The 22,759-nt window shown below is 73.3% G+C and carries 8 protein-coding genes; 4 read left to right on the forward strand and 4 right to left on the reverse strand.

What is annotated here, in order from left to right; translation table 11 throughout:
* The 4 genes from P1P70_RS09330 to hasP all read left to right on the forward strand — a co-directional run.
* Window positions 1-8,097: amino acid adenylation domain-containing protein (locus tag P1P70_RS09330; protein ID WP_413471445.1), on the forward strand; the 8,097-nt coding region annotated here is incomplete at its 5' end.
* A complete protein-coding gene (locus P1P70_RS09335; protein ID WP_319236124.1) occupies window positions 8,097-15,254 on the forward strand; it encodes a non-ribosomal peptide synthetase in 7,158 nt (2,385 codons plus the stop codon). The genes P1P70_RS09330 and P1P70_RS09335, both read left to right, overlap by 1 nt.
* Before the next feature lie 18 nt (window positions 15,255-15,272).
* Window positions 15,273-16,091: an alpha/beta fold hydrolase gene (locus tag P1P70_RS09340; protein WP_319236126.1), complete on the forward strand. Its 819-nt coding sequence runs from the start codon at window positions 15,273-15,275 to the stop codon at window positions 16,089-16,091.
* Between the two features lie 59 nt (window positions 16,092-16,150).
* A complete protein-coding gene (gene hasP, locus P1P70_RS09345; RefSeq protein WP_319236127.1) occupies window positions 16,151-17,056 on the forward strand; it encodes a 3-hydroxyasparagine phosphotransferase in 906 nt (301 codons plus the stop codon).
* 85 nt (window positions 17,057-17,141) lie between these two features.
* Here the strand turns inward: hasP and P1P70_RS09350 are convergent, their stop codons facing one another.
* The 4 genes from P1P70_RS09350 to eboE all read right to left on the reverse strand — a co-directional run bounded on the left by P1P70_RS09350 (window position 17,142) and on the right by eboE (window position 22,753).
* The gene (locus P1P70_RS09350; RefSeq protein ID WP_319236128.1) at window positions 17,142-19,031 is read right to left on the reverse strand and encodes an ABC transporter ATP-binding protein; all 1,890 of its coding nucleotides are present in this window, start codon (window positions 19,029-19,031) and stop codon (window positions 17,142-17,144) included.
* 39 nt (window positions 19,032-19,070) lie between these two features.
* Window positions 19,071-20,072 carry a clavaminate synthase family protein gene (locus P1P70_RS09355; RefSeq protein WP_319236129.1) on the reverse strand — a complete coding sequence of 334 codons (1,002 nt, stop codon included), beginning with the start codon at window positions 20,070-20,072 and terminating at the stop codon, window positions 19,071-19,073.
* Between the two features lie 138 nt (window positions 20,073-20,210).
* Window positions 20,211-21,596, reverse strand: a complete 1,386-nt coding sequence (locus P1P70_RS09360; RefSeq protein WP_319236131.1) for an alkaline phosphatase family protein — start codon at window positions 21,594-21,596, stop codon at window positions 20,211-20,213.
* Entirely contained in the window at window positions 21,593-22,753 is a 1,161-nt protein-coding gene (gene eboE / locus P1P70_RS09365; protein ID WP_319236133.1) for a metabolite traffic protein EboE, read from the reverse strand. The genes P1P70_RS09360 and eboE overlap by 4 nt, the downstream gene beginning before the upstream one ends.
* Between the last annotated feature and the right edge of the window lie 6 nt (window positions 22,754-22,759).

The raw sequence follows: 22,759 nt of genomic DNA on the forward strand, positions 1-22,759 counted from the left end.
CCCGACTACACCGCCCACACCACCACCGGACGAGCCCCCCGCTCCCCCCGCGAGGAAATCCTCTGCGCTCTCTACGCCGAGATCCTCGCGGTGAGCGATGTCGGGATCGACGACAGTTTCTTCGAGCTGGGCGGCCACTCCCTGCTCGCCACCCGTCTCGTCAGCCGTGTCCGCACCACCCTGGGCGTCGAGGTGTCCATCCGGCAGCTCTTCGAGACGCCCACCATCGCCGGACTCTCCGGGGTGCTCGACGGGTCCGGTGCGGTCCGTACGGCCCTGACCGCGCGCCCCCGGCCCGAGCGCGTCCCCCTCTCCTACGCCCAGCAGCGGCTGTGGTTCCTGCACCAGCTCGAAGGACCCACCCCCACCTACAACATCCCCACCGCCCTCCGTCTGACCGGCACCCTCGACCAGGACGCCCTGCACCACGCCCTGCGCGACCTCGTCGCCCGCCACGAAAGCCTGCGCACCACCTACGCCGAGGACGAGCACGGGCCCCGGCAGATCGTGTTGCCGGCCGAGCGGGCCGAGGTGCCGTTCGCCGTCGTGGACGTGGCCGGGGAGGAGGTCGGTGACCGGCTGGCCGAGGCGAGCGGGCACGCCTTCGACCTGACGGCCGAGATCCCCATCCGGGTACGGCTGTTCAGGCTGTCCGAGTCCGAGCACGTGCTGTTGCTGCTCATCCACCACATCGCCAGCGACGCCTGGTCCCGCACCCCGTTGGCTCGGGACCTGACGGGCGCGTACGCGGCGCGGTGCGCGGGCGGCGCGCCGGGGTGGAAGCCGCTTCCGGTCCAGTACGCCGACTACGCCCTGTGGCAGCAGGAGGTCCTCGGCGACGACGCCGACGCGGACAGCATCGCCGGTCGGCAACTGTCGTACTGGAGCGCACAGTTGGCGGGCGTGCCCGAGCAGCTCGATCTGCCCGCCGACCGGCCCCGCCCCGCCACCGCGGGCTACGCGGGCGACCGTGTCCCGTTCGCCGTGCCGGCGGAGCTGCACGGGCGGCTGACGGAGCTGGCAAGGTCCAGCAACACGACCCCGTTCATGGTGGTGCAGGCGGCCCTCGCGGCGCTTCTGACGCGGCTCGGCGCGGGCGAGGACATCCCGCTGGGCACCCCTGTCGCCGGGCGCACCGACGACGCCACCGACCACCTCATCGGCTTCTTCATCAACACGCTGGTGCTGCGCACGGACACCAGCGGCGACCCCACCTTCCGTGAGCTCCTCGACCGTGTTCGCGAGACCGACCTGGCCGCCTACGCCCACCAGGACCTGCCCTTCGAGCGGCTCGTCGAGGCCCTCAACCCGACCCGTTCCCTCGGCCACCACCCCCTCTTCCAGACGATGCTCACCCTGCACAACACGCAGGGGACGCGGGGGGAGGAGTTCGCGGGTCTGTCGGCCGAGGTCATGGCGTCGGAGTCGGTGTCGGCCCGTTTCGATCTGTCGTTCGCGCTGGCCGAACGGTTCGGGGAGGGCAATGTCTGCGCGGGCATGAGCGGCAGCGTCACGTACAGCACGGACCTCTTCGACCGTGCCACCGTCCAGGACATCGCCGACCGCCTGGTCCGGCTGCTGGCCGAGGCGGTGGCCCATCCCGGGCGGCCCATGGGGCAGTTGGAGATCATGGACGCGGCCGAGCGGCGGCTGGTCCTGCGGGAGTGGAACGACACCGCCGCCGAGGGGCCCGCCGAGTCGGTGACGCGTCTGTTCGAGCGGCAGGCGCGGCGGTCGCCGCACGCGACGGCCGTCGAGTTCGCGGACGCGCGGCTGTCCTACGCGGAGCTCAACGCGCGCGCCAACCGGCTGGCCCGGTACCTGGTCGCGCGGGGCGCGGCGCCGGGCCGGTTCGTGGCCGTCGTGATGCCGCGCTCGCTCGACCTGGTCGTCACGCTGCTCGCGGTCCTCAAGTCCGGCGCGGCCTATCTGCCGATCGATCCCGGTTACCCGGCCGGCCGCGTCGGCCACATGCTCGACGACGCCGCACCGGCCCTCACCCTGACCGAGCCGGTCGGGGAGGAGGCGCTGTCGGGGTACGCGGGTACGGACCTCGGTGACGCGGAGCTGCGGGTGCCGCTCTCGCCCGCGCATCCGGCGTACACGATCTACACCTCGGGGTCGACCGGGCGTCCCAAGGGCGTGGTCGTGCCGCGCGGGGCGCTGGGCAACTTCCTCGCGGCCATGGGCCGGCGGTTCGCGCCGGGCGCCGAGGACCGGCTCCTCGCGGTCACCACGGTGGGCTTCGACATCGCGGGCCTGGAGCTTTTCCTTCCGCTGCTGCACGGGGCGACGCTGGTGCTCGCCGACGAGGAGACGGCGAAGGACCCGTACGCGCTGCTGCGGAGGGTCTCGGCGGCGCGGATCACCATGGTGCAGGCGACGCCGAGCCTGTGGCAGGGCGTCGCGGCCGCGGCGACGGACGAGCTGGCCGGTGTCCACGTCCTGGTGGGCGGCGAGGCGCTGCCCACCGAGCTGGCACGCACGCTCACCGAGCGGGCCCGTTCCGTGACCAATCTGTACGGCCCGACGGAGGTGACGGTCTGGGCCACGGCCGCCGACGTGGCGGAGGCCGGTCCCGTCATCGGCCGGCCCGTCGCCAACACGTCGGCCTATGTGCTGGACGCGGCGCTGCGTCCGGTCCCGGTGGGGGTGCCGGGTGAGCTGTATCTGGCCGGTGAGCAGTTGGCGCAGGGCTACCATCTGCGTCCGGGGCTGACGTCGGAGCGCTTCTGCGCCGACCCGTACGGCCTGCCCGGCACCCGGATGTACCGTACGGGCGACCTGGTGGTCCGTCGGCGTGACGGTGCGCTGCGTTATCTGAGCCGGGTCGACCAGCAGGTCAAGCTGCGTGGTTTCCGTATCGAGCTCGGTGAGATCGAGGCGGAGCTGGTGCGTCATCCGGCGGTCGCGGAGGCGGCCGTGGTGGTGCGCGAGGACCGGCCGGGCGACCGGCGTCTGGTGGCGTACGTCGTCGCGGCGGGCGCGGCGCCGGGCGCGGGGGTGCTGCGGGACCGTCTGCGGCGGCGGCTGCCGGAGTTCATGGTGCCCACGGCTTTCCTCACGCTCGACGCGCTGCCGTTGACGCCGAACAGGAAGCTGGACCGCAGGGCGCTGCCCGCGCCTGACTACGCCGCGGAGTCGGCGGGCCGGGCGCCGCGCAGCCCGCGGGAGGAGATTCTCTGCACGCTGTTCGCCGAGGTGCTGGGCGCCGCCCGGATCGGTGTCGACGACAGCTTCTTCGACCTGGGCGGGCACTCGTTGCTCGCGAGCCGGCTGGTCAGCCGTATCCGGACGGCGCTGGGGGTCGAGCTGTCCGTGCGGCAGTTCTTCGAGACGCCGACGATCGCCGGGTTGTCCGGGGTCCTCGATGGGGCGGCGGGTGCGCGGGCGCCGCTCGTGGCCCGGCCGCGTCCGGAGCGCGTCCCGCTCTCGCCGGCCCAGCAACGGCTGTGGTTCCTCTACCAGTTCGAGGGTCCCTCGGCGACGTACAACGTGCCCACGGCGCTGCGGCTGACCGGCCCGGTGGACCGGGGGGCGCTCGACCGGGCGATCGGTGACGTGCTGGAGCGGCACGAGAGCCTGCGGACCGTCTTCGCCGAGGATCCGCAGGGTTCGCGCCAGGTGGTGCTGGCCGCCGACCGGGTGGGCCACCGGCTCGACGTCGTCGACGTCACCGAGGAGGACGTCGAGGAGCGGGTGGCCCGGGCTGCCCGGCACGTCTTCGACCTGACGGCCGACATCCCGTTCCTGGCACGGCTGTTCAGGATCTCCGACACCGAGCACGTCCTGCTGCTGCTGATCCACCACATAGCCAGCGACGGATGGTCGATGGCCCCGCTCGCCCGTGACCTCGTCACCGCGTACGGTGCGCGCTGCGCGGGTGAGGCGCCGGGCTGGGAGCCGCTGCCGGTCCAGTACGCCGACTACGCCCTGTGGCAGCACGACGTGCTGGGCGACGAGTCCGATCCGCAGAGTGTGGCGGGGCGGCAGCTGGCGTACTGGAAGGGGGCCCTGGCCGGGCTGCCCGAGCAGCTCGAACTGCCCACGGACCGGCCCCGGCCCGCGACCGCCGGCTACACCGGCGACCGCATCCCCTTCACCGTCCCCGCGGCGCTGCACGCGCGGCTGACGGATCTGGCCCGCGCCACCCACACCAGCCTGTTCATGGTGACCCAGGCGGCGTTCGCCGCGCTGCTGACGCGGCTGGGGGCGGGTGAGGACATCCCGATCGGTACGGCGGTCGCGGGACGCAACGACGACGCCACCGAGGACCTGGTCGGGTTCTTCGTCAACACGCTGGTGCTGCGCACCGACACCAGCGGCAACCCGACCTTCCGCGATCTCCTGGGCCGGGTGCGGGAGAGCGATCTCGCCGCGTACGCCCACCAGGAGGTGCCGTTCGAGCGGCTGGTGGAGGCGCTCAACCCCACCCGCAGCCTCGCCCACCACCCGCTGTACCAGGTGATGATCACGTTCAACAACACGGCGGGGGCGGTGCGCGACGAGGACGGGGCGGCCGTCGCCGGCGGCACGCTGCTGAACGCGACCCGGATGGCGGCGGCCACCGGGGTGGCGAAGTTCGATCTGTCGCTCACCCTGGGCGAGGGGCACGACGAGTCCGGTGCGCCGACGGGCATGCGGGGTTCGCTGGAGTACCGCACGGAGCTGTTCGACCGGGAGAGCGCCGAGTCGATCATCTCGCGTCTGCTCGGCGTGCTCGGCTCGGTCACGGCGGACCCGGACCGGCCGATCGGCGGGATCGGTCTGCTGGACCCGGCCGAGCGGCTGCAGTTGCTGGTGGGGTGGAACGACACGGCGCGTCCGCAGCGGCAGGCGACGCTGCCCGAGCTGTTCGAGGAGCAGGTGGCGAGGACGCCGCGGCGTCCCGCTCTCTCGGCGGGCGGGACGACGCTGTCGTACGGCGAACTCAACCTCCGCGCCAACCGGCTCGCCCATCTCCTCGCGGAGTGCGGGGCGGGCCCCGAGCAGGTCGTGGCGATCTCGTTGCCGCCGTCGGTGGAGATGGGGGTGGCGGTCCTCGCGGTGCTGAAGACCGGTGCCGCGTATCTGCCCCTCGACCCGGGCAGTCCGCGCGAGCGGATCGCGACGATGATCGAGGACGCCGACCCGATCTGCGCGCTGACCACCTTGTCGCTGCCCGACGAGGTCTTCCCCGCGGAGCTGGCCCGGCTGGTCCTGGACAGCCCGGAGGTGAGCGGGCGGATCGCCGGGCAGCCCGCGCACGACCTGACGGACGAGGACCGCACGCAGCCGCTGTCACCGTGGAACGCGGCCTACATCATCTACACGTCGGGGTCGACGGGCCGCCCCAAGGGTGTGCTGGTCGAGCACCAGCCGGTGGTCAACTACCTGGCGGTGTCGGCGGAGCTGTACCCGGGGGTGGCGGGCAACGCCCTGCTGCACTCGCCGCTGTCCTTCGACCTGACGGTCACGGGCCTGTTCGCGCCGCTGCTGAACGGCGGCTGTGTGCACCTGGCCGATCTGGAGGAGCTGCATGAGCGGTCCCTGGCGGGTGACGTTCTGGCCGACCTGCCGCAGATGACGTTCCTGAAGGCGACACCGAGCCATCTGCCGCTGATCACCGAACTGCCCGCGGTCTGTGCGCCGCGCGGGGAGCTGGTCCTCGGCGGCGAGTCGCTGACCGGTCGCGCGGTGCGGACGCTCCTCGCGGCGCACCCCGGGGCCGCCGTGCTCAACGAGTACGGCCCGACCGAGACGATCGTCGGCTGCACCACCTGGCGTGTCGATGCGCCGGACGACCTCACCGACGGTGTGCTGACCATCGGCCGTCCGTTCCCCAACACGCGGATGCTGGTGCTCGACGCGTATCTGCAGCCCGTGCCGGCCGGTGTGCCGGGCGAGTTGTACGTGTCCGGCGTGCAGTTGGCGCGTGGTTATCTCAACCGGCCCGGGCAGAGCGCCTCCCGGTTCGTCGCCAACCCCTTGGAGGGGCCGGGCGAGCGGATGTACCGCACCGGTGACGTGGTGCGCTGGAACCGCGGTGGTGACCTGGAGTTCATCAGCCGGGTCGACGACCAGGTCAAGATCCGGGGTTTCCGGGTGGAGCTGGGTGAGGTCGAGTCCGCCCTGTCGCGGCATCCCGGGGTGTCGGAGGCCGTGGCGGTCGTACGCGAGGACCGGCCGGGCGACCGGCGTCTGGTCGCGTACCTGGTGGCGGGGGCCGGCCCGGTTCCGACGGACGCGGAACTGCGGGGGCATCTGCAGCACACGCTGCCCGACTACATGGTGCCGTCGGCGTTCGTCCGCCTGGACGAGCTGCCGCTGACGGCCAACGGCAAGCTGGACCGGGGGCGGCTGCCCGCACCGGACTACGCGACGCTCAGCACGGGCCGGGCGCCGGGCACGCCGCGCGAGGAGCTGCTGTGCGAGCTGTTCGCCGAGACGCTGGGGCTGGAGTCCGTCGGCGTCGACGACGGGTTCTTCGACCTCGGCGGCGACAGCATCCTGTCCATCCAGCTCGTCAGCCGGGCCCGCGCACAGGGCCTCACCCTGTCCGTGCGGGACGTCTTCGAGCACCAGAGCGTCGCCCACATCGCCGAGGCGCTGGGCGAGGCGGAGCCCGAGACGGGTCCCGCCGACGCCGAGGAACAGGGGGCGAGCGGGCCGGTGCCGGCCACCCCGATCATGCGGTGGTTCGCCGAACTGGGCGGCCCCGTCGCCCCGTTCAACCAGTCCGTGGTGGTGTCCGTCCCCGCGGACCTCGACGAGGAGCGGCTCGTGGCCGCGCTGCGGGCCGTCGTCGACCGGCACGACACGCTGCGCCTGCGGGTCGCCGACGACTGGAGCATGTCCGTCCTCGAACCGGGGTCCGTGGACGCCGCCGGTCTCCTGGCGCACCACGCCGCGCCGGACCTCGACGACGCCGAGCTGCACGCCGTCGTCGCCGCGTCGGCCGCGGCCGCACGCGACCTGCTCGACCCGGCCGAGGGCCGGGTGCTGCGGGCCTGCCGGATCGACCGCGGGCCCGGGCGGCACGCGCTGCTGGTCCTGGTCGCCCACCACCTCGCCGTGGACGCCGTCAGCTGGCGCCTGCTCGTGCCCGACCTGGCCGCCGCCTACGAGGGCCGCCCGCTCAGCCCGGCCGGCACGACCTGGCGCCAGTGGGCCGGTACGCTCCAGGACCTCGCCGCCCGTCCCGCCACCGAGGCCGAGACCGACCATTGGCTGGACGCGGTCCGTCCCGCCGCGGAGCTGTCCCTCGACCCGGCGCGCGACACCCACGCCCGGTCCGGGCAGGTCGTCCTCGACCTCGACGCGGACACCACCGACGCCCTCCTCACCTGGGTTCCCGGAGTGTTCCGCGCGGAGATCAACGACCTGCTGCTCACCGCGTTCGGTCTGGCGGTCGCCGACTGGCGGCGCGGCCGGGGCCACAGCGCCGAGACGCCCGTCGCGGTGGACCTGGAGAGCCACGGCCGCCACGAGCACCTCGCTCCCGGCGCCGATCTCACCCGCACCACCGGCTGGTTCACGGCGATGCACCCGGTCCTGCTGAGCCCGGGCGTGAGCGACTGGGCCGACGTGTGGGACGGCGGGGCGTCGGCGGGGCGTGCCCTGAAACGGGTGAAGGAGCAGCTGCGCGCCGTGCCGGGCGACGGGCTCGGCTACGGACTGCTGCGCTACCTCAACCCCCGCACCCGGGACCGGTTCGCCGGACTCCCGGCGCCCGCGTACGGGTTCAACTACCTCGGGCGGTACACCGGCGGCCGCGGCGCGGCCGGCGCCCTGCGGTCCGAGCCGTGGAGCGTGCTGGGCCGGGGCGTGGCGGGCCAGCATCCGGACACCGTGCTCGCGCATCCGGTCGAGCTCGTCGCGGGTGCCCACGACACGGAGCGGGGGCCGCGGCTGCACTGCGTCTGGACGTACGCGAGCGCCGTGCTCGGCGAGGACGAGGTGCGGCGTCTGGGCGAAAGCTGGTTCAGGGCCCTGAAGGCGCTGGTCGCGCACGCGGGCCGGCCCGAGGCGAGCGGTCTGACCCCTTCGGACGTCTCCCTCACCTCGCTCAGCGAGGACGACATCACACGACTCGAAAGCGAATGGGGTTCCCTCTGATGGCCAAGTCCGGCTTGGAAGACATCCTGCCGCTGTCCCCGCTGCAGGAGGGGATGCTGTTCCACAACCTCTTCGACGACGAGGAGCTGGACGCCTACAACGTCCAGGTCTTCATCGAGCTCGACGGCTGCGTCGACCCGGCCCGGTTGCGCCGGGCGGGCGAGGCGCTCCTGGAGCGGCACGCCAATCTGCGCGCCGCGTTCCGCCACGAGGGGCTGAAGCGTCCGGTGCAGCTCATTCCCCGCAGGGTCGAGCTGCCCTGGCGTGAGGAGGACCTGCGGGGCGTGGCGGAGGCGCAGCGGGAGCAGGAGGCGGAGCGGATCGCCTCGCAGGACCGCTGGACCCGGTTCGACCTGGGGCGGCCGCCCCTGGTCCGCTTCACCCTGATCCGGCTCGGCGCGAGCCGCTACCGCGTGGTGATGACCAACCATCACATCCTGCTCGACGGCTGGTCCATGCCGGTGCTGCTGCGTGAGCTGCTGACGCTGTACACGGTCCACGGGGACGTGACGGCGCTGCCCCGGGTGCGGCCGTACCGGGACTACCTCAACTGGCTCGGCGGTCGCGGCCGCGACGCGGCGCAGGAGGCGTGGACGGAGGCGTTCACCGGGTTCGACACGCCGAGCATCGTGGCGCCGGAGCGGGGGGCGCTCACCGCGGCGCCGGAGCGCATCGACTTCTCCGAGGACGAGGCGGCGAGCGCCGCGCTGACCCGGTTCGCCAGGTCGAACGGGCTGACCGTCAACACCGTGATCCAGGGGGCCTGGGCCCTGGTCCTGTCGCATCTGACGGGCCGTGACGACGTGGTGTTCGGTGTGACGGTCAGCGGCCGTCCGCCCGAGCTGCCCGGCATCGACACGATGGTCGGCCTGTTCATGAACACCCTGCCGTTGCGTGTCCGGCTGCGGCCCGCGGAGTCGCTGACGGGTTTCCTGCGCCGGGTGCAGAGCGAGCAGGCGCGGCTGATGGACCACCAGTGGGTGTCTCTCGCGGACATCCAGCGCTGGGCGGGCTCGGGTGAACTCTTCGACACGGCCATGGTGTTCGAGAACTATCCGCTGAACTCCAGCCGCGGCCGGCCGCCGGGCGCCGGGCCAGACGCGGACCTCCCCACGGTTTTGAAGGTCCACTCGCGGGACCAGATGCACTATCCGCTGGGCCTGCTCGCCCTGCCGCGCGAGACCCTGCGGTTCTCGCTGGGCTATCTTCCGCAGGTCTTCGACGCCGAGCAGGTCAGGTCGGTGATCGCCGCGTTCCGCCGGGCGCTCAGGACGATCCTGGACAGCCCCGGGACCGCGGTGGGCGCGGTCGCGCTCCTTGACCCGCGGGTGCGGGGCACGGTGCTGGAGAAGTGGAGCGGCTCGGACGACGTGCGGCCCGCGGAGCGGTTCACCGACCTGTTCGAGGAGCAGGTGGGCCGCACACCGGGCAAGGCGGCGCTGATCGCCCCCGACGGAACTCTCTCCTACGCCGAACTCAACGCGCGCGCCAACCGTCTGGCGCGCCGCCTGGTCGAGCTGGGCGTCGGCCCCGAGCGCCCCGTCGCGATCGCGGTGCCGCGCCGCACCGAACTCGTGGTCGGCATGCTCGCGGTGCTCAAGGCGGGCGGCATGTACGTGCCGGTCGACCCGGAGTACCCGGCCGACCGCATCCGGCACATGATCGAGGACTCCGATCCCGCGCTGGTCCTCACCACCTCCGACGTGGACGCCCGGGTGCGGGAGGACTGCTGCGGCCCGCTGACGTTCGTCATGGACGATCCGCAGACCGTGAGGTCGCTGCGTCAGCACTCCGGGATCGACCTCGTTGACGCGGACCGCAGCGCCCCGCTGCTGCCGCGCCACCCGGCGTACACCATCTACACGTCGGGCTCGACGGGCCGTCCCAAGGGCGTCGTCATCGAGCACCGGGCGCTGTCGGCGTTCGTCGGACACTGCCGTTCCGCGCAGGCGCCGGACATCTCGGGACTGTCGGTGATGCAGGCCTCGGCGTCGTTCGACCAGAGCGTCGGCTCGCTGCACGCCCCGTTGATCAGCGGCGGCTGTGTGCGGCTGACGGATCTGCGGGATCTCGCCGAGACGGCCGTGAGCGAACCCGGGTTCCGCCGGGCGACGTTCCTCAAGGGCACGCCCTCGCACCTGGCTCTCCTGTCGACGATGCCCGACGAGGTCTCGCCCTCGGGGATCCTCACGCTGGGCGGCGAGGAACTGCGCGGTGAGATCCTCGCGCCGTGGCGCGCGGGCATGCCGGAGGTGACCGTGGTGAACGTCTACGGTCCGACCGAGGCCACCGGCCACTGCCTGGAACACTGGATCAGGCCGGACACCGCGCTGCCGCCGGGGCCGGTGCCGATCGGCACCCCGCACGAGGGGGTGCGGCTGTATGTCCTCGACTCCGCGCTGCGGCCGGTCGCCCCCGGTCTGGACGGTGAGGTGTATCTGGCGGGTGTGCAGTTGGCGCGCGGGTATCTGGGCCGCAGCCGGCTGACCGCCGAGCGGTTCACGGCGGACCCGTTCGGCGCGGCGGGCAGCCGTATGTACCGCACGGGCGATGTCGCCCGCTGGAACGACGTGGGCGAGCTGACGTTCGTCGGCCGCGCGGACCGTCAGATCAAGCTGCGCGGGTACCGCATCGAGCTGGGCGAGATCGAGGCCGCCGTGACGGCCCTGCCTGGCGTGGCCCAGGCCGCGGTCGTGCTGCGCGAGGACCGGCCCGGCGACCAGCGGCTCGTCGGTTACGTCGTGGCGGACCGCGGCGGGTGGGACGAGGCGGCGGCGCTCACGGCGCTGGGCCGTGAACTCCCCGACTTCATGATGCCGTCGGCGTTCGTCACCCTGGACGCCCTGCCGCTCAGCCCGAACGGCAAGCTGGACCGGGCGGCGCTGCCCGCTCCCACCTACACCGGCCGGGTCTCGGGGCGGGCGCCGCGCACCCCCCGTGAGGAGATCCTCTGCGGCCTCTACGCGGAGGTCCTGTCGCTGCCGCAGGTCACGATCGACGACAACTTCTTCGACCTGGGCGGCCACTCCCTGCTCGCCACGCGTCTGGTCAGCCGTGTCCGTACGACGCTCGGCGCCGAGCTGTCCATCCGGCAGTTCTTCGAGACGCCGACGGTCGCCGCGCTCGCCGGGGTGCTCGACGGGGCCGGCCGGGCGCGCACCGCTCTCACGGCGCGGCCCCGCCCGGAGCGCGTCCCGCTCTCCTACGCCCAGCGACGCCTGTGGTTCCTCCACCGGCTCGAGGGCCCCAGCCCCACCTACAACATCCCGACGGCACTTCGGCTCACCGGTCCGCTGGACCAGGAGGCCCTGCGGCGGGCGCTGCTGGACGTGATCGCCCGGCACGAGAGCCTGCGCACGACGTTCACCGAGGACGAGCACGGTCCCCGGCAGGTGGTGCTGGGCCCCGATCAGGTCCGGTTCGGCTTCGAGACGGCCGACAGCACCGAGGCCGACCACGAGGCCGATCTCGCGCGGGCGGCCCGTCACTGCTTCGACCTGAGCGCCGAGATCCCCGTGCGCGCACGCCTGCTGCGTCTCTCGGCCGAGGAGCACGTCCTGCAGCTGCTCATCCACCACATCGCCAGTGACGCCTGGTCCCGTGCCCCGCTCGCACACGACCTGACGAGTGCGTACACGGCCCGGTGCGCGGGCCGGGAGCCCGGGTGGGAGCCGCTGGCGGTCCAGTACGCCGACTACGCGCTGTGGCAGCAGGAGGTCCTCGGCGACACCAGCGACCCCGACAGCATCGTCGGCAAGCAACTCGCTTACTGGACGGAACAGTTGGCCGGGCTTCCCGAGCAGCTGGACCTGCCCGCCGACCGGCCGCGCCCCGCCACCGCCGACCACTCCGGCGACCGGGTGTCCTTCGCGGTTCCGGTGGAACTGCACGCGCGGCTGGCCGAGTTGGCGCGCGCCACCGACACGACCCTCCACATGGTCCTGCAGGCCGCGCTCGCCACGCTGCTCACCCGGCACGGCGCGGGCGAGGACATCCCCATCGGCACCCCGATCGCCGGACGCACCGACGACGCCACCGACGGCCTCGTCGGGTTCTTCGTCAACACCCTCGTCCTGCGCACCGACACCGGCGGCGACCCCACCTTCCGCCGGCTCCTGAGCCGGGTCCGGGACACCGACCTGGCCGCCTACGCCCATCAGGAGCTCCCGTTCGAGCGGCTCGTCGAGGCCGTCAACCCCACCCGCTCCCTCTCCCACCACCCCCTGTTCCAGGTGGTGCTCGCGCTGCAGAGCACGGGGCCGCAGCGGGCGGGCGGGGAGCCCGCCTCCCCGGGCTCCCGGTCGCTGCCGGGCGGTCTGGTCGTCTCCGGCACGGGCGGCGCGGCGGCGACCGCCGCCAAGGTCGACCTCGGGTTCTCGGTGTCGGAGCGCCGGGCCGCGGACAACGCCCCCGCCGGGATCGCGGGTGTGCTCGACTACCGGACCGACCTGTTCGACCGCGGCACCGCCCAGGCGCTGGTCGACCGGTTCGTGCGGGTGCTCGCCGAGGCGGCCGACCGGCCCGACCTGCCGCTGAGCCGGATCGACGTCCTCGGTGACGAGGAGCGGCACCGGGTCGTGGAGGAGTGGAACGCCACGGCCAGGGGCCTGGCTCCGGCCACGCTGGCGGAGCTCTTCGAGCGGCACGTGCGGGAGCGGCCCGACGCCGAGGCCCTCGTCTTCGGTGACCTGTCGCTGAGTTACGAAGAGCTCAACGCGCGCGCCAACCGGCTGGCCAGGCTGCTGGTCGCGCGGGGTGCCGGGCCCGAGCGGCGGGTCGCGCTGGCGCTGCCGCGCTCTGCGGAGCTGGCCGTCGCCGTCCTCGCGGTGGCCAAGTCCGGTGCCGCCTATCTGCCGCTCGACCCGGGGCACCCGGCCGAACGGATCACGGGGACGCTCCAGGACGCCACGCCGGTGGCGCTCCTCACCACCAGCGGCGTCGCCGCCGCCCTCCCGGACGCGGCGGTGCCCCGGATCCTGCTGGACGAGGAGCCGGCGGCCGACGAGGCGACGGGCGACCTGACCGACACCGACCTGACCGACGCCGACCGGCTCGCGCCGCTGCTGCCGTCGCACCCCGCCTACGTCATCTACACCTCCGGCACGACCGGCCGCCCCAAGGGCGTGACCGTGACGCACGCGGGGCTGCCGGGCCTGGTGGACATCTTCACCTCGCACTGCGCGGTCGTCCCCGGCAGCCGCGTCCTGCACCACCTGTCCCCCGCCTTCGACGGCGGGTTCTGGGAACTGTCGATGGGTCTGCTGACCGGGGCGACCCTGGTCGTCGCGGAGCCCGGCATCACCCCGGGCCCGGCCCTCGCGGACCTCGCGGTGCGGCACGCGGTCACGCACGCGGCGATCCCGCCGGCGGTGCTCCAGCTGATCCCCGAGGGGGCGCTGCCCGACGGCATGACGCTGGTCGTCGCCGCCGAGAGCTGCCCGCCGGAGCTGGTCGAACGCTGGTCCTCCGGGCGCCTGATGCTCAACTCCTACGGCCCGACCGAGGCGACGGTCTGCGCGACCATGAGCGGCCCGCTGACCGGTTCGGTCGTCCCGCCGATCGGCGGCCCGATCGCCGACACCGCCGTGCACGCCCTGGACGGCGCGCTCCAGCCGGTGCCTGTGGGCGTGCCGGGCGAGTTGTACGTACGGGGTCCCGGGCTCGCCCGCGGCTACCTGGGCAGGCCCTCCCTCACCGCGGGCCGTTTCGTGGCGAGTCCGTACGGGCCCGCGGGCGGCGTGATGTACCGCACCGGCGACCTGGTCCGGTGGAACGCCGACGGCGCCCTGGAGTACCTGGGCCGTACCGACACCCAGATCAAGCTGCGCGGCATGCGCATCGAGCCGGCGGAGATCGAGACGGTGGTGACCCGCCAGGCGGGCATCTGGCGGGCGGCGGTCCTGGTCCGTGAGGACTCGCCCGGCGACCGTCGCCTGGTCGGCTACGTCGTGCCGGACGCCGGTACGGCCGTGGACACCGCCGCCCTGCGGCAGCGGCTGCGCGAGCTCCTGCCCGAGTACATGGTGCCCGCCGCGTTCGTCGTCCTGGACGCGCTGCCGCTGACCGCGAACGGCAAACTGGACCACCGCGCACTGCCCGTCCCCCGGTACCGCGCCACGAACGGGCGGGCCCCGCGCACCCCGCGCGAGGAGGCCCTGTGCCGGCTCTTCGCCGAGGTGCTGGAACTGGACCTGGTCGGTCCCGACGACGGCTTCTTCGACCTGGGGGGCCACTCGCTCCTGGCGATCCGGCTCGTGGAGCGGGCCCGCGCCGAGCTGGGCGTGGAGATGGCCGTGCGCGACCTGTTCGCCGCACCGTCGGTCGCGGACCTCTCGGCGCGGCTCGCCGCGCGCGGCGACCACGAGCCGATGGAGCGTCTCCTGCCGCTGCGGGCGTCCGGCTCGCGGCGGCCGGTCTTCTGCGTCCACCCCGGGTCCGGCATGAGCTGGTGCTACTCGGGTCTGGTGCGCCATCTGCCCACCGACGTCCCGGTGTACGGCATCCAGGCCGCGGGCCTCGACGGCCACGGGCCCCTGCCCGCCACGCTGGAGGAGATGGCCGCCGAGTACGCCGATCTGGTCCAGCAGGCGCAGCCGCGGGGACCGTACCGGCTGCTCGGCTGGTCGCTCGGCGGCAACGTGGCCTTCGCGATGGCGCGCGAGTTGCGCGCACGCGGCCAGGAGGTGGAGCTCCTGGCGTTCCTGGACGCCTACCCGCGGCGCGTGACGCAGGGCGAGGAGACCCCGCTGGCCGAGGTGTTCGCGCACAACCTGCGCGACGCCGGGTTCGACATCCGCACGGGCGAACTCGCCGACGGCGCGTTCCCCGCGGCCCGCTACCGGGCGTTCCTGAACGCCACCGGCGACCCGATGGGCCGACTGGACGAGGCCGAACTGGCGGCGGTCCTGAAGGTGTTCATGAACAACGCCGGGCTGATGCGCGGCCACACGCCGGGCGCTTTCGACGGCGACGTGCTGGTCCTGTCCGCCGAGCGGGTGCCCGGCGAGAAGCTGGCGCGCCGCGGCGCCGAATCGTGGCGCCCGTACGTGACGGGCCGTATCGAGCGGGTCGGTGTCGACGCCGACCACCTCGGGCTCGTCCAGTCCGACGCCGCACTCGCGGTCGTCGGGCGTGCCCTGACCGAACGACTCGACTGAGCGAGGTCGCCGAACACCATGCCCGTGATCACCGTCAACGACATCCGACTCAACTACTACGACAACAAGCCGCCCGGCGGCGGCCCCTCGGCGCCCACCGTGCTGCTCGTGATGGGCTCGGGCGGCAGCGGCCGGGCCTGGCACCTGCACCAGGTGCCCGCCCTCGTGGCCGCCGGCTTCCGGGTGATCAGCTTCGACAACCGCGGTATCGCCCCGAGCGACGAGTGCCCCGCCGGCTTCGGCATCGACGACCTGGTCGCCGACACCGCGGCGCTCATCGAGGAACTGCGCCTGGGCCCGTGCCTGCTGGCGGGCATCTCGATGGGGGCGCACATCGCGCAGGAGCTCGCCCTGGCCCGGCCCGAACTCGTCGGCCGCATGGTGCTGATGGCCACCCGGGCCCGCCCCGACGTGCTGCGTGAGGCACTGTCCCGCGCGGAGATCGAGCTGTACGACCGGGGCGTGGAGCTGCCCGACGCCTACGCGGCGGTCGTGCAGGCCATGCAGAACCTCTCGCCCCGCACGCTCGACGACGGCCAGCAGGCACGCGACTGGCTCGACATGCTGGAGCTGACCCGGGTCTCCGGACCCGGGTACCGGGCCCAGCTCGGGGTGGGCCGCATGCCGGACCGGCGGGAGGCCTACCGCGGCATCCGGGCGGCCACCAGGGTCATCGCCTTCCAGGACGACCTGATCGCCCCGCCCGGCCTGGGCCGGGAGGTGGCCGAGGCGATCCCCGGCGCCGAGTTCGAGGTCGTGCCCGACTGCGGGCACTACGGCTATCTGGAGTGCCCGGACGCGGTGAACAAGAGCCTGGTCGAATTCCTGCGCGAATGAAGCGGATCAAATCGACCGAAGCGGACGAAGCATGCAGGGCGGATGAAGGGGATGAGGCGATGAAGGGGAGCACGGTGAAGGCCGGGCCCGACGAGGATCTGACGGCCGGCGACGGGGAGCTGCTCGCTCTGGCACTCGAGGTGTGCCCCCGCTTCGAGCCCTCGGAGGTCGTCTACCGCAGCCGCACATCACTGGTGGTGGGCGGCTCGCTGGACGGCACCGAGGCCCTCGCCAAGGTCCGCACGCCCGACTGGCGCCGGCAGTGCCTGCGCGAGATCGAGGCGTACGACCTGTTCGACGCGGTGCCCCCTCCGGTGCGGGTGCCGCGTCGTTTCGGCTCGGACAGGGAGCGCGCGGTGCTGGTGATGGAGCGGCTGGCGGGAGAGGCGGTGGCGCCGGACCGGTTTCCCGCCGGACCCGTCCGCGGCGAGGATCTGGCCGGTGTGCTCGCCGCCGTGGAGCGTCTGCGGCACTGGCACCCCGGCACGTCACGCCGGTGGCGGGTCGACTACCGGCCCATGCTGGAGGGCATGTACGCGCAGGGCGTGTTCGAGGAGAGGGACTGGACGGCGATCCTCGCGCTCCTCGAACTGTCCGGGCAGCCGAGGGAGTTCGGGCACGGGGACCTGGTCCTCGCCAACGTGGTCCGCACCGGCGGCGGGCATGCCCTGATCGACTGGGCCGCCAGCGCGGTGTATCTGCCCTGCCTCGACCTGGCCCAGCTCTGGATGCTGCTGGGGGAGGTTCCGGGCGCCCGGGAGCGGATCGAGGCGGAGGTGGCCGGGCGCGGTGACGTACGGGACGGGCTGGCGCCCTTCCTGCTGAACCTGACGCTGCTGCTGTACCGCGAGCGGCGCGCCCACCGGCGGTTCACGGACGACGCGTCGCGGGAGCGCGCGGTGCGGCTCGACGCGGCCTGGGAGCTGACCCGCCTGCGGGTCGCACACTGCCTGGCGGCGGCCTGACGGGCCGCCCCGCGGGGCACGGCGAAAAAGGGGCCTCCCGGTCGTTCGACCGGGAGGCCCCTTTTTCGTCGTGGTGTGGTTCGGGTCACTCGATGAGCAGTTGGTGGCTGGCGAGTTCGCGGTAGAGGGGGCTGCTGCCGGTCAGTTCGTCGTGCCGGCCCGCGGCGACGACCTCGCCGTGTTCGAGGACCACGATCTGGTCGCTGTCCACGACGGTGGAGAGCCGGTGGGCGACCACGAGCAGGGTCCGGTCGGCGGTGACCGTGCCGATGGCGTTCCGCATGAGGGCCTCGTTGCGGGCGTCGAGGTTGCTGGTCGCCTCGTCGAGCAGCATGATCGGCGGCGCGGCAAGGAACGTGCGGGCCAGGGCGAGGCGTTGGCGTTCCCCGCCGGACAGCAGGACGCCGCCCTCCCCGACCTGGGTGTCGAGGCCGAGCGGCGCCCGCATGATCACCTCTTCGAGGTTGACCGAGCGCAGCACCTCCCGCATGTCCTGGTCGGTGGCGTCGGGCGAGGCCAGGGAGAGGTTGTCGCGGACGGTTCCGGCGAGGACCGGCGCCGACTGCTCGACATAGCCGAGGCTGTGGCGCAGTTCGCGGCGCGGCAGGTCGCGTACGTCGATCCCGCCGACCTTCACGGCGCCCGCGGTGACGTCGTAGAACCGTTCCACCAGCGACAGCAGGGTGGACTTGCCCGCTCCGGACGGGCCGACCAGGGCGGTGCGGGTGCCTCGGGGGACCGTGAGGGACACGTCCCGCAGGACTTTCTCGCCGCCTGCGTAGCCGAAGCTGACCCGGTCGAACTCGATGGCGGGGGGCCGTGCGGCGCCGGTGTCGGCCTCGGGCCGGGTCCGTTCGCGCACCGAGAGCGCGCCGCCGGGCGGCGTCCTGGGGGTGCCGGGTGCGGTGGCGCCGCCGGCCGCGGCGGCGGTGTCGGTCTCCTGCGGCAGGTCCACCATCTCCTCGATGCGCTGCAGGGCGCCGAGCCCGGACTGGAGCCGGGAGTAGGCGGTCAGCGCGCGGCCGAGGGGGAACCAGAGCATGAACAGGAAGAGCACGAACGCGACCATGTCACCGACCTGGATCGCGCCGCCGGCCACCCGGGCGCCGCCGAGGCCGAGGACGACGAGGAACGCCACCTGGATGGTGGTGGAGGTGATCGGGTTGATCATCGCCTGGAGCTTGGCGATGCGCATTCCGGCGGTGTAGGCGTCCTTGGCGTAGCCGTCGACGGCGTGTGCCTCGCGCTCTTCGGCGCCGCTGGCGCGGATCGTGCGGACGGCGGAGATGGCCCGCTCCACGGCGGACGTCATCTCCCCGATGCGGTCCTGGGCGTCCCGGGACGCTCCGCGCACCCTGCGGGAGAGCCCGACGACCGCGACGACGCCGAGGCCGAGGCCGACGGCGGTGGCCGCGAAGAGGGTGGGGTCGATCAGGCACATCATGACCGCGGAGCCGCCGACCATGACCACGTTGGTCACGGTGTCGAACAGGCCCGAGGTGACCACCGCGCGCAGCAGTGTGGTGTCGGCGCCGACGCGGGAGAGCAGGTCTCCGGTGCGGCGCTGGTCGTACTCGGTGATGGGCAGCCGGAGCAGCCGGGCCACCAGGCGCCGGCGGGCGGTGAGGACGAGGCCCTCGGCCGCCCGCTGCAGCATGTAGTCGCGCACCCCGCTGAGCACGGCCACCACGATGAGGACGCCGATGAGCAGCGCCACCAGCCGGCCCACCGGCTTGTCCGCCTCGATGTCGGCCAGCACGTCACGGGTCAGCACCGGCTGGCTGAGGGTGAGGAGGGTCACGGCCAGGGAGAGCACTGCCACGATCCCCAGGGTCGGCCAGTGGCCCTGGAGATAGGGGAACAGGGAGCGCAGTCCGACCTTCCGGGCCGGTGGGGCGGGTGGCTCCGGCTTCGGCGTGATCGCCACCCCGGCGCGCGGAGCGGGGGGCCGCTCCCTGGTCTGCGTGCTCGTCATCGGACTCCAACTCCTGTTTCGCTGCGGGGGATTCGCCGGTCAGGCGGGCTGCGCCAGGTCTTCGAGCACATAGCCGTCGGCCGGGCGCATCGCGCGGGAGCGGCGCAGATCGGTCATCACGAAGGTGCGCTGCAGCCAGCGGTCGGTGCCGTCGTAGCGGGGGGTGAACTCGGTACGGCCGTGGACGGTGACGCGGTTGTCGACGATCGCCAGCTCTCCCGGTCCGAGGCGGTGGGTGGCGGCGGTGGCGTCGAAGTGGTCCTGCAGTTCGCGCAGGGCGTCGGCGGCACCTGGGGTGACCGGCTCGGTGGCCGCCAGGTCGACCCGGATGTCGGGGTCCGAGGGGTCACCGGTGAGGACCGGGGCGGGCGCCTCCTCGACGTCGCCCATGGTGAAGGAGGGCGGCGGCGCGGTGATGAACTCCGGGGCCCACAGGGTGCGCAGGGCGTCCTCGGAGAGCAGCGGGAGCACCTGCCGGATGCTGGCTGTGCGCAGGCCGGCGCGGCCCGTGGGGTCGGCCCTCAGGCACAGCAGCATCACGAAGTCGGGGCGGTGCTCGTGGAAGGCGTTCTCGATGTGGAAGGTCAGCCGCGTCGAGCCGGCGTTGCCCTGGAACTCCTCCATGCCCGGGACGGGCACGACGTCCTGGACGAGGGCACCGCCCTTCTCGGGCCGGAACGCGCCGGGGTCGCCCAGACCGCAGGCGATCATCAGCAGGACGGCGGCGCCCAGTGCGGGTTCGCGCTGTACGGAGCCGTTGACGCTGGGGGTCGGCGGCAGGCCCAGGGCGTCGACGGGCAGCCCGCGCAGCAGCAGCCCGCCGTCGGGCCCGGAATCCCGACGGAACGCGGCGAGGGTTCTGCGCAGGGCGACCGGCAATTCGTGCCATGAGTTCCTGGCGGCCTCGACCCATTCGATGTCGTCCGGGCGTCCGGTCGCCTGGGCGGCGAGTTTCCAGGCTATTTCCTCGACGATTTCCGCATCCGACGGTTCCAGTGTCACGTCGTAGCGCGGAGCCGGTTGTTCGGCATTCGCAGCCATATTTGCAGAGCCTCCGTCCACGGGTGTCTCGTGTGCATTCCGGACGTTATGTCGGCGCGTTATCAGCCGCGTATCGACCGAGCATGAGCGGGAATTTCTGGTTGCGGCGTTCAGCAGGTGTGTTCCGAAGGTTTCGGGTCAGTTGGCCGGCTCCGTCAGCTCCGCCAGTTCCAGGAGCAGGTCCTTGACCTCCGTCGCGGCGACGGCGTCCCGGCGACGCGCCCCGGGGTCGGAGACGAGCAGCACGGGTGCGTCCCGGGGGTCGTCGGGGAGCCGTCCGTGGCTGCCGCGCACCCGGGAGGGGTCCAGCGGGATGACGTTCATGGTGTAGCGCAGGCCCAGCTTCTTGCGGGCCAGGGCGGCGGCCGCGCGGAGCCTGGCCTTCTTGTCGTTGTGGTCGAAGCGCAGTTCCGCCGGGTCGTAGCCGGGCTTGCGGTGGATGTCGACGGTGCGGGCGAAGTCCGGGGCCCGTGCGTCGTCCAGCCAGTAGTAGTACGTGAACCAGGCCTGCGGCGCGGCGACCGCGACGAGTTCACCGGCGCGCTCGTGGTCGAGGCCGTGCTCCTTCTTGCCGGTCTCGTCGAGCACCTGCGCCACGCCGTCGAGGCCGTGCAGCAGTTCGGCGACACGGGGCCGGTCGGCCAGGTCGCGTACGTAGACGTGCGCCACCTGGTGATCGGCGACGGCGAAGGCCCGGGACGTCCACGGATCCAGGTACTCCATGCCGTCCTGGGTGTGCACGGTGAGCAGACCGGCCCGCCGCAACGCCCGGTTGATGTGGACGGGGGTGCTGACGGGGGTGATGCCGTACTCGCTCAGCACCACGACGGTGATGCCGTCGCGGCGGGCGTCGTCGAGCAGCGGTGCGAGGGTCCGGTCCAGTTCGGCGGCGGCGCGGCGGGCTCGGTGGCTGTGCGGGCCGTACCGCTGGAGGTCGTAGTCGAGGTGCGGCACGTACACCAGGTTCAGGTCGGGTCTGTGGGTGCGCTGCAGGTGGCGGGCGACGTCGACGATCCAGCGGGAGGAGACGATGTCGGCGGTGGGCCCCCAGTAGCGGAACAGCGGGAAGCGGCCCAGGCGTTCGGTCAGCTCCGCGTGGAGCGAGGGCGGCTGGGTGTAGCAGTCGGGCTCCTTGCGGCCGTCGGCGTAGTACACCGGCCGGGGGGTGACGGTCCAGTCGACGTCGGCTCCCATCGCGTACCACCAGCAGACGTTGGCGACGGTGTAGCCGGGCCGCAGTGCGCGGGCCGCCTGCCAGATCTTCTCGCCGCCGACGAGCCGGTTGTGCTGGCGCCACAGCAGTACCTCGCCGAGTTCGCGGAAGTACCAGCCGTTGCCGACGATGCCGTGGCCCGCCGGCGGCTGCCCCGTCAGCAGGGTGGACTGCACCGAGCAGGTGACCGCGGGCAGGACGGTGTCCAGGCGGGCGCCGAAGCCGCCGTCGCGCAGCGCCGCGAGGTGCGGCATATGGCGCAGGAGCCGTGGGGTGAGGCCCACGACGTCCAGTACGAGCAGGCGCTTCACGATGCGTTCTCCTCCTTCAGGCCGAGGGCGGTCAAGATGTCGCGGGTCCAGGCGAGTTCACCGGCGATGCCGTCGACGAGCACGCTGTCGGCAGGGGCGCCCGGCAGCACCGGCCAGGTGTAGGTCTCGACCTCGACGTGGTCGGTGAGCGCGGTCGGCCCGCCGAGCAGCGCGGCCAGCGCGGCCACCAGTTCGGGGCGGGTGCTGCGCAGGGGCGGCGGCAGGTCCCGCTGCACGGGTACGTGGTAGTGGATCCGCCATGCCGCGTCGCCGGGCAGCGCGCCGTCGAGCGCCTGCGGCAGGTCGTCCACGGCCAGGGGGCCGTCCGGGGCCGCTTCCCGTGTCTGGTGGAGGAACCGCCGCTCGGCGAAGCCTTCGAGCGCGGCGCGGGCGGCCGGGTCGGCCGGCCGGTCGGCGTGGACGGCGCAGGAGGCCTGGGTCTTGACGACGGGCAGGGCGGCGGCCAGCCGGGCGATGGCGGGGCCGGGTTCCTCGAAGGCGACGGCGAGATGGCAGGTGTCCACGCAGACGCCCAGCCACTCGGGGTCGGCGGCGGCGAGCAGCCGGACCGCCTGCTCGGTCGTCTCGATCAGGCATCCCGGCTCCGGTTCGAAGCCGACGCGGACCGTGCGCCCACTGGTCGCGGCGAGGTCGGCGAGGCCGCCGGCCAGCAGGTCGAGGTGGCGCCGGGCGAGGTCGCCGCGCTCGGGCGACCACGGTTCGCGCCAGGCCAGCGGCAGGGTCGAGACGGAGCCGCGGGCCGCGTCGGCCGGCAGCAGCTCGGCCAGGACGCGGGCACAGGCCAGGGTGTGCTCGAGGCGGGTCCGCTGTGTCCAGTCCGGCCGGTACACCGCCTTCTTGACGGTCGGGGCGTGGAAGCCCGCGTAGGGGAAGGCGTTGAGGGTGACGACCTCGATGCCGCGCAGGTCCAGTTCCTTGCGGAGTTTTTCGAGGGCCTGACGGTCGCCGGCCAGGGCCGTCACGACCGGGGCGGCCAGCCACAGTCCGAGGCCGATCCGGTCGGCGCCGAGGCGCCGGCGCACCGGCTCCCCGTAGCGGGCCAGCTGGCCGAGGACCCCGTCGAGGTCCTCGGCCGCGTGCACGTTGGTGCAGTACGCCAGGTGGACGGTGGTGCCGTCGGCGTGCCGGAGGCGCACGTCGGG

The organism is Streptomyces sp. MB09-02B (genome assembly GCF_033794485.1).
In the GTDB taxonomy this organism is placed as follows: Bacteria; Actinomycetota; Actinomycetes; order Streptomycetales; family Streptomycetaceae; genus Streptomyces.